We start from the raw sequence: 7596 nt of genomic DNA on the forward strand, positions 1-7596 counted from the left end.
TCATGTTTCAATGTCAACTAAGTTTTTTATTTCGTTTGTCGCGTTTTTCGTTGTTGCTATCGGCGACTCGTATAATATTACACTTCAATATACTAATCGTCAATACCTTTTTTAAATATATTTAATTCACTCTTTTTGCATCAATATATTATGAGAAAAAACACATTAAAATTTCAATAGATAGAAACAAGAGCGTCCCTTTATCTAGTAATCTATTTCTCCAAGTAACTTTCAAATTCATTACTCATTTCTCTATTTTAGAAGACATTCAAAATTATATACTTCCGTTTCACAACACTCTTATTCAAACTATCTTTGGGGAGTTCCCCTTATATTCAATCACTCATAATCTCCCTCTTCTCAATTCCATACATCCTATTCCTTTCATCAAAACTAATAACCTTACTTTAACAATTAATAGTATATAATTAGATAGCTATTGTATTTTTTTATTACCGAGCCATACTACAACCTTTGTTTATACAAATTATACTATTAATAAAACTCTATTAGAAGCAGGTGACAATATGGAAGATATCCGTGTACTTATAGCAGACGATGAAAAAGAAATACGAGATTTATTAAAAAAATATCTAGAACGAGAATTATATACAGTAGATATCGCTATAAATGGCGAAGAGGCACTTCATTTATTTAATCAAAATAAATATAATCTGATCATACTAGATCTCATGATGCCTAAGATTGATGGTATCGAAGTATGTAGAAGACTTAGGGATAAAACAAACATCCCAATATTAATGCTTACTGCTAAAGATCATGAAGTGGATAAAATTTTAGGTCTCAGCATAGGGGCAGACGATTATATCACAAAACCTTTTAGTATTCATGAAGTGGTCGCTAGAGTAAAAGCTCTTATGAGGCGTTTTTTCGTGTTAGGGAGTAACACTAGCACGCAGGACAAAACACTCCTAACATTTAAAGGGCTAACAATTGATGTGAAAAAGTACACAGTTAACGTAGATGGCGCAGAAATCTCTTTAACCGGAAAAGAATTGGAATTATTGAAGTTTTTTACTTTAAACCCTGAACAAGTTTTTACAAAAACACAACTCTTCCGTAATGTTTGGGATAGTAATTATATAGAGGATGATAATACCGTTATGGTGCACATTCGAAAGCTTAGAAAGAAAATCGAGGCTGACCCTTCAAATCCTAAATTCATCCAAACCGTCTGGGGCATCGGTTATAAATTTGTAGGTGAGAAGCATGAAGAATGATAAAGTTCTGTATCTTCTTCTATTGCAACTTTTAGCAATCACGGTACTCCTATTTATAGATATAAGTAACAATCAATTAGAAACAGGAAGATTAGCTTTATTTATTGCACTCTTCATTATGACAATCAGTCTTTTCTTTATAAGACTTCATTTTATCGAAAATCGAAAATCCATGGTTACCGGATTAAAACGTGCTATCAAGGGAAATACACATACAAGACTCTATACAAATAACGATCATTCATTGGATGAAGTAATTTTTTCTACAAATGAATTAATAACCGCGCTAGAAAAAGTACAAATTGAAGCTGTAAAATCTCATGAATCTAGAAAACAGCTCCTATCTAGTATTTCGCATGATATCCGGACACCCCTTACTTCTATTATTGGCTATGTTGATGCTTTAAAAGATGATATTGCTACTTCAGAAGAAGAGAAACGAGAATATCTTGAAATTATTTCAAAGAAATCAAGCAACTTAAAACAATTAGTTGATGAAATATTTAATATGGCCAAGCTAGATGCAGATGAATTTCCATTGAAGGAAGAGCCTCTCAATTTTGCTGAAATTGCTAGAGAATCTTTAATTGAATTTTTACCTGAACTAACAAAACATGATTTAGAGTTACAAGTTAGCATCCCAGAAACACCTTGTCCCGTTACAGCAGATTATCTTAGCCTTATACGAGTTATAGGTAACCTCATGAAAAATGCTATATATTACGGAAAATCCGGAAAGATAATAGGAATAAAACTCTTAGAGACCACTAATGAATATCAGCTGCTTATTTGGGATAAAGGACCTGGAATTTCAAAACATGATTTAAATAATGTATTTGAGAGAATGTACCGAAGTGAACAATCAAGGAACCATTCTCATGGCGGGAGTGGTCTAGGACTCGCTATCGCTAAAGCTCTCGTAGAAAAAAACGGCGGGAAAATATGGGTAGAAAGTATTCCGTGGGAAAGAACCACATTTGGATTTTCTATCCCAAAACAAACCATTTTTAAGAAACAGTTAAGAAATGATTAAGTAGCAGTTAAATCCTCCTTTTTATCATGTAATTAAGAGCTTATGGAAAGCAGGTGTTTCAAAATGAATGCAATTATAAAGACAACAAATCTCACTAAGATTTATGGCAAACAAAAATCAGTAGATAATCTAAATATAACTGTAAACCAAGGAGAGATTTACGGATTTATCGGGCGAAATGGTGCTGGTAAAACGACTACAATTCGAATGCTACTAGGATTAATAAAACCTACAAGCGGAAAAATCGAAATATTCGGAGAAGATTCATTTCGGAATCAAAAAGAAATTTTAAGGAGAATCGGTTCTATCGTTGAAGTGCCAGGGTTCTATGAAAACCTAACTGCAAGAGAGAATCTATTAATTAATGCAAAGATAATCGGGGTTCATAAAAAGAATGCAATTGGAGAAGCACTAGAAATTGTAGGCTTGCAGAATGAAACAAAAAAGCTAGTAGGAAAATACTCTTTAGGGATGAAACAGCGGTTAGGAATTGCAAGGGCTCTTCTCCATTATCCAGAACTGTTAATATTAGATGAACCAACTAATGGTTTAGATCCAATTGGTATTAAAGAAATGCGAAAGCTCATTAAATCTTTAGCACAAGAAAGAAATATAACGATATTAATTTCCAGCCATATTTTAGCTGAAGTCGAACAGCTAGTCGATCATATGGGAATTATTCATGAAGGAAAGTTATTAGAGGAAATTGCTCTTGATACACTTCGAAAAACAAATCGGAAATACTTAGAATTCCAAGTAAATAACGATAACAAAGCTGTAATGCTTTTAGAAAATCAATTTCATATTTCGGATTATGAAGTGCATGATGAGGGTAACATTCGCGTCTATTCCCATTTTGGGCAACAAGGACAAATTAATAAAACATTTGTCCAAAACGATATCGAAGTATTAAAAATTATGATGAGCGAAGATAGATTAGAAGATTACTTCACCAAATTAGTTGGAGGTGGAACAATTGGTTAATCTACTATACACAGAATTATTAAAATTAAAACGTTCTAACATGTTCTTAATTAGTATTATTGGAGCGGCGGTAGCACCTTTTATGGTAGTAGTAGCGTCATATGTACACATGAAAACAAAAAATCCTAATCCAACTATACTATTTGATAGACTGTTCTCTGATGTCAATCTATATACCGTTTTAATAATTGGAATCCCCCTATACGGTGTAGTGACTGCTTATCTCTTTAACCGGGAATATACGGAAGATACATTAAAAAATCTATTAACCATTCCTGTATCACGTATTAACTTTATTATAAGTAAATTCATCCTCCTATTTGTTTGGATTATGATGCTAACTATAGTTGCTTGGGGACTAACTTTATTATTAGGATTATTAGGAAACTTCTCTGGCTTCAGTAGCTCATTACTTCTGCAATCTTTAATGAAATTTTTAATGTGCGGTGGATTTCTTTTTATTTTATCGCCCCCTATTGTACTGCTAACCCTTGTAATGAAAACTTATGTTCCGCCTATTATATTAACAATCGTTATAACGATGATAAATGTTATGACTGCAAACTCAGAGCACAAAGATTTATTTCCTTGGGCAGCAACAATCGATATAGTAAATAACGAACTGCAACCAACATATCCTCCGGAATATTCATATATCATCATTGCAGCTACATCTATTATCGGCCTTATCACAACAATATTCTATTTTAAAAAGGTTGATATTCATTAATCTAAGTAGATAAATTAAAAAAATTATTAGTAGATGCGTTATGTACCACTTAAAATCAGGCTTTTATTAAAAGTTGTTCCCACACCTCTCTTTTGTTCCCGCTGGTAATTCTGAGGTGTGGGTCTAATTTCCGATTATATAGATTAAACACTCCCTATAAAAGATTTCAACCACTTTGTCATCTATTATTACCTACGGACAGGAGCTATTAAAGATGAATAAAAAGAAGATACTCTACCATTACCTTTCTATCAGTTTTTTAATACTAGTCTTTCTTATCCCATTCTCACAAATTAGCTTTGCTGAAAGTGAACAAACTAAAGAACAACGCATACAACAAATTGACCAATTTATTAAAGAACAACAAGAGCTTAGTCAAATACCAGGAATATCAGTAGTCATTGTCGAAAAAGGAAAAACTATTTATCAAAAAGGATTTGGGTACGCAGATTTAAAAACAAAAAAGCCCGTGAATGAAGATACTTTATTTGAGCTAGCTTCAACAAGTAAAGCTTTTACAGGTTTAGCTATTTTACAATTGGAAAAAGAGGGCTTACTAAAAAGAACTGACGATATTACAAAATTTTTACCATGGCTAAAATTAACTTGTAACGATAAACCAGGAAATATTACTTTAAATCATTTGCTTTATCAAACTAGCGGAATACCTTCTACCACTATTAGCTATATTCCCATCAGTACAGAGAATGATGCACTAGAAGCAACCGTCAAAACATTACAACACACAAAATTGGATCATAAGCCAGGAAGCTCTTTTGAATACGCAACTATTAATTATGATATTTTAGGTCTTGTAATTGAAAAAGTGACAAAAAAGCCATATGAAGTTTATATGAAGCAAAACATCTTAAATCAAATTGGAATGAAAAATTCATTAGTAGGTTACTTACAAGGACAATCCAATGAGATGGCTACTGGGTATAAATTAAGATTTATGAGACCATATGCATATACACAACCTATCTATCGTGGTAATACACCCGCAGGTTATGTTATCAGTAATACAAATGATTTAGCAAAATGGATGAATCTTCAATTAGGAACTGAAACAAACGATTCCATTGATCCACAACTAATTTCGGATTCACATACCCCCGATAAGACAGTGAAACCAGTTGCTAATAATAGCTACTATGCCAGCGGATGGGTTGTTTTACAAAAAGACAAAAAAATTGTATTCCATGATGGAGAAAATCCAAACTTTTCGTCTTTTATTATAATGCAACCGGATGAACAAACAGGCGTAGCGGTGTTAGCAAATATGAAAAGTACATTTACTACATCAATTGGTCAAGGTGTTATAGATCTCTGGAACGGAAAGAACATTTCCGGTACACAGCAAATAGATAGCTTTCAAAAGGTAGATAAAATAGCAACCATAATATTCATTGCGACAGCGTGCTTAAGTATATTATTTATAATTTTAACCATAAGACTTATAAGAAGGTTATTACAAAAACGCCGAAATTGGACTTTATTAAACAAAAAGAAATTCATATTATTTCTCATAAATATATGTGTCGTTGCAGGGGGACTACTATTCTTTTTAAAACTCCCCAAAATACTACTTGGAGCACCTTGGTCGTTTATTACAGTATGGGCTCCCGTTACAGTTACACTAACAATGTATAGCTTTATAACAGTTATAATTTTATATTCCATCTATACAACTTTAATGTTTTTACTAAAAAAGAAATGAATAGATTTATTTCTTAACATTGTATTTCATAGGTAGCTTTTCATTAATATTTTGTATAGGAGTCAAATCATGAGCGATACAATCATTGCCTTCATACTTGGCATTGTAGAAGGACTGGCCGAATTCTTGCCTATCTCTTCTACTGGGCATCTTATATTAGTCGGACACTTATTAGGCTTTGAGGGAGAAAAAGCAAAAACATTTGAGATTGTCATACAATTAGGAGCAATTTTAGCTATTGCTGTTTTATATCATAAACGCCTTGTTTCCTTATGTAACATTAAGCCTCTCTTGCAGAAAGAGAAAAAATTCAATGCACTACATGTTTTCCTAGGTGTATTTCCAGCTGTAGTTGTTGGCTTACTATTACATGATGTAATCAAAACATACTTATTTCAGCCATATACTGTCGTTATCGGACTTGTAGCAGGAGCTATTCTTATGATTTTTGCAGAAGTTAAAAAACCTGAAGCTACCTCTTATTCATTAGATGATTTAACATATCGTCAAGCATTAACAATTGGATTATTTCAATGTTTAGCGGTATATCCTGGTTTTTCAAGAGCTGGATCCACAATGTCTGGAGGATTGTTAGCAAAAGTGAATTATAACGCTGCATCAGAATTTTCTTTTCTTATCGCTCTTCCCGTCATGGTTGGTGCAACAGGTCTAGACTTATTAAAAAGTTGGGAACATTTAAGTATAGATGATATTCCAATGTTTGCAGTAGGATTTATTACTTCTTTTGTAGTAGCAATGTTAGCAGTAGTAACTTTTTTAAAGTTACTAGCAAAAATCGGTTTAAAGCCATTTGCCTATTACCGCATTTTGTTAGCCATTGTGTTCACTCTCTTCGTATTGCTCTAACTATAGAAAGATCATCTATAAAAAGACAACAACTAACCGATATTCCTATGGAAGAATCGGTTAGTTGCAATTATACCACCCTAACAGACGTACCTTCTTCATTTTGACGAAAAGATACGTTAAACAAACTCTCCATAAAAAGCGTTGGTTTTATTACTCGAAATAAACTATCTAATCTTAAAAACTTAGGTAGTTGTTTAAAATAGCTTGACCTATTAATTCTGAATATTCTTTAATGTTATTATAGAGGTTTATAGGAGGGATAGATGACCAGAACCTTATGGCAATGAATTATGTATTTGACTATATAATAGAGAAATAGGTGAATGATACAAATGAACCAATTAGCACAAAAGTATTGGGATGAGTATTGGAAGGAAAGTGAAAAGCCTCAATCTGTCAGTGCATGGCAGTTCGGAGCATCTCCTGACTATCTTGCTCAATTAGTAATTGATGGCGTGAAAACAGCAACATGCTCTGGTCATATCTTCTATGAACTAGACAATGAGCCGCTTCCTACGACAAATGATTATAGCATTATCTTAAATAGCCAGGATGAACCTGTAGCCATTATTAAAACAATAGAAGTAACTGTAACACCAATGAATGAAGTTCCCGAAGAATTTGCCATTGCAGAAGGCGAAGGTGATCGAACTTATGACTACTGGAAAGATACCCACAGAAAGTTCTTTACCAAAGAATTGAATGCACTTGGACATGAGTTTTCTGAAGATATGCTACTCGTTTGTGAACGTTTTAAACTCATTGATGTAAAAAAATAAACATACCCACTTTTCAAATACAAGGTCATCACCTATGATTCAAAAAAACGCATAGGTGATGACCTTATCTTATTATCTCTAATGAAGAAGAAAATTTATGAACAGCTATGAAGAAAAATAAAATAAATACTTAGGTACACAAAGCATTTATTTTATTAAATAAAAAAAACCTAAGTCGAAACGACTTAGGTTTTTGCTTGGCGACGTCCTACTCTCACAGGGACAAGGTCCCAACTACC

At 32.9% G+C, this 7596-nt stretch carries 7 protein-coding genes; all 7 read left to right on the top strand.

The annotated features are described in order from the left end of the window. The first annotated feature begins 527 nt into the window (after window positions 1-527). The 7 genes from JDS96_RS29155 (at window position 528) to JDS96_RS29185 (ending at window position 7357) form a co-directional block, all read left to right on the top strand. On the top strand, window positions 528-1241 hold the full coding sequence (locus JDS96_RS29155; protein ID WP_097795777.1) for a response regulator transcription factor: 714 nt from the start codon (window positions 528-530) through the stop codon (window positions 1239-1241). Then, a complete protein-coding gene (locus JDS96_RS29160) occupies window positions 1231-2274 on the top strand; it encodes a sensor histidine kinase (protein ID WP_098161400.1) in 1044 nt (347 codons plus the stop codon). The genes JDS96_RS29155 and JDS96_RS29160 overlap by 11 nt, the downstream gene beginning before the upstream one ends. A gap of 63 nt (window positions 2275-2337) precedes the next feature. Then, window positions 2338-3258 carry an ABC transporter ATP-binding protein gene (locus JDS96_RS29165; RefSeq protein ID WP_199668916.1) on the top strand — a complete coding sequence of 307 codons (921 nt, stop codon included), beginning with the start codon at window positions 2338-2340 and terminating at the stop codon, window positions 3256-3258. Next, the gene (locus JDS96_RS29170) at window positions 3251-3988 is read left to right on the top strand and encodes an ABC transporter permease (protein WP_199668917.1); all 738 of its coding nucleotides are present in this window, start codon (window positions 3251-3253) and stop codon (window positions 3986-3988) included. The genes JDS96_RS29165 and JDS96_RS29170 overlap by 8 nt, the downstream gene beginning before the upstream one ends. 214 nt (window positions 3989-4202) lie before the next feature. After that, complete coding sequence (locus tag JDS96_RS29175) at window positions 4203-5708, top strand: serine hydrolase domain-containing protein (RefSeq protein ID WP_199668918.1); 1506 nt, start codon at window positions 4203-4205, stop codon at window positions 5706-5708. A 69-nt stretch (window positions 5709-5777) separates the two neighbouring features. Then, entirely contained in the window at window positions 5778-6575 is a 798-nt protein-coding gene (bacA, locus tag JDS96_RS29180; protein ID WP_199668919.1) for an undecaprenyl-diphosphate phosphatase, read from the top strand. Between the two features lie 335 nt (window positions 6576-6910). Then, window positions 6911-7357 (top strand): ASCH domain-containing protein, encoded by a 447-nt coding sequence (locus tag JDS96_RS29185; protein WP_199668920.1) that lies wholly within the window; start codon window positions 6911-6913, stop codon window positions 7355-7357. Window positions 7358-7596: the final 239 nt, after the last annotated feature.

The organism is Bacillus cereus group sp. N21, from assembly GCF_016483395.1.
In the GTDB taxonomy this organism is placed as follows: domain Bacteria; phylum Bacillota; class Bacilli; order Bacillales; family Bacillaceae_G; genus Bacillus_A; species Bacillus_A pseudomycoides.

Excerpts from the sequence above, each read along its gene's own strand:
- JDS96_RS29155 (WP_097795777.1), top strand. The coding sequence starts at position 528 with ATGGAAGATATCCGTGTACTTATAGCAGACGATGAAAAAGAAATACGA.
- JDS96_RS29160 (WP_098161400.1), top strand. The coding sequence starts at position 1,231 with ATGAAGAATGATAAAGTTCTGTATCTTCTTCTATTGCAACTTTTAGCA.
- JDS96_RS29165 (WP_199668916.1), top strand. The coding sequence starts at position 2,338 with ATGAATGCAATTATAAAGACAACAAATCTCACTAAGATTTATGGCAAA.
- JDS96_RS29175 (WP_199668918.1), top strand. The coding sequence starts at position 4,203 with ATGAATAAAAAGAAGATACTCTACCATTACCTTTCTATCAGTTTTTTA.
- bacA (WP_199668919.1), top strand. The coding sequence starts at position 5,778 with ATGAGCGATACAATCATTGCCTTCATACTTGGCATTGTAGAAGGACTG.
- JDS96_RS29185 (WP_199668920.1), top strand. The coding sequence starts at position 6,911 with ATGAACCAATTAGCACAAAAGTATTGGGATGAGTATTGGAAGGAAAGT.